1 protein-coding gene and 1 pseudogene are annotated in these 1,216 nt (G+C 81.7%); both read left to right on the top strand.

What is annotated here, in order from left to right; translation table 11 throughout:
* Positions 1-371: pseudogene (locus tag FA014_RS20400) on the top strand (hypothetical protein); the annotation flags it as partial.
* Positions 372-627: 256 nt separating this feature from the next.
* Positions 628-1,216 (top strand): hypothetical protein (locus FA014_RS19465; RefSeq protein WP_154731246.1); only part of this gene is annotated, 589 nt, incomplete at its 3' end.

Consider the following 1,216-nt stretch of genomic DNA (forward strand, 5'->3'; position numbering starts at 1 on the left):
CCCGCGAGCAGGCCGAGCACCGCCGCGCCGCCGCCGACCTGGACGACGCCGCCGCGCGCCTCCTCGCGACCCTGGGCGGCCCGGAGCGCAGCACCGCCGCGGCCGCCCGCGCGCAGGCGGCCGCCGAGGCGTACGCCGGGCTCGGGGCGCTCGCGGACGCCGCGCACGCGTTCTGGCTCGCCGGCCGCCTGCACGACGGGCTCGGCCACGTCGAGGACGCCGTGTGGCACCTGGAGTCCGCGATGGAGGGCTTCGCCGCCGCCCGGCAGCGCGCCCCGCACGGCGAGGTCGCGAACGCCCTCGTCGACGTCCTGCGCCGGTCCGGCCAGGACGCCCGCGCCGACGAGCTGGCCCGCACCCTGACGTCCTGACCCCGGCATCGCCCGCGGGAGCGCTGCCGCGCCCTGCGGCCTGTTCCGGCGAGATGGCAGCTCTCGGCTGCGCGCCCCCATCCGCGCACAGCCGAGAGCTGCCCTCTCGGCGAGGCCCGTCGGGCGCCGCGCGAGCGGTCCCGTCGAGAGTGCGGGCGACGTCGGGTTCGAGGGGGTGGAAGCCGTCGGGGAGTGCACGGTCGGTGGAGGGGCGCCGGGGCGGGGAGCGGGCCGCCGGGCGGGATACGGTCGGGGGGTGAGCCTGGCCGTGGTGTTCCTGCCCGACACCGCCCTGCTCGTCCCCGGTGCCGCCGGGCGGGCCGACCCGGCCGCCGGGCTGCGGGACGCGGCGGTGGCGGCGCTCGCGGACCTCGCCCGCACGGACCAGCCGGGGGCCGGGCGCCTGCTCGTGATCGCGCCGGGCCGCCGCGACCGGTTCCTGCCGCACCCCGTGGCGCCCGGGCTCGGCGCCGCCGGGCTCGACCTGCCCGACCTCGCGCCCGCCGGCGGGTCGGTGCTCGCGGACACGCCCGCGTCGGTCGCGCTCGTGCTGCTCCGGGCCGCCGGGGTGTCCGACCCGGTCGACGTGCTCGAGATCGACCGGGCCGCCACCGCCACCCCCGACGCCCCCGTGGTGCCGGGCGTCCTGCGCGCGGTCGTGGTGGTCGGGTCGCTCAGCGCCCGGCACGGGCCCGACGCCCCGCTCGCCGACGACCCGCGCGCCCCGGCGGTCGACGAGGCCCTGCTCGCCGGGCTCGCCGGGGGCCCGGTCGCGCTGGCACGGGCGCTGGACGACCTCGGCCCCGACCGCGCCCGGCACCTGGCCGTCTCCGGCTGGGCGCCGT

The sequence above is a fragment of the Cellulomonas hominis genome (assembly GCF_005239125.1).
GTDB lineage: Bacteria > Actinomycetota > Actinomycetes > Actinomycetales > Cellulomonadaceae > Cellulomonas > Cellulomonas hominis_A.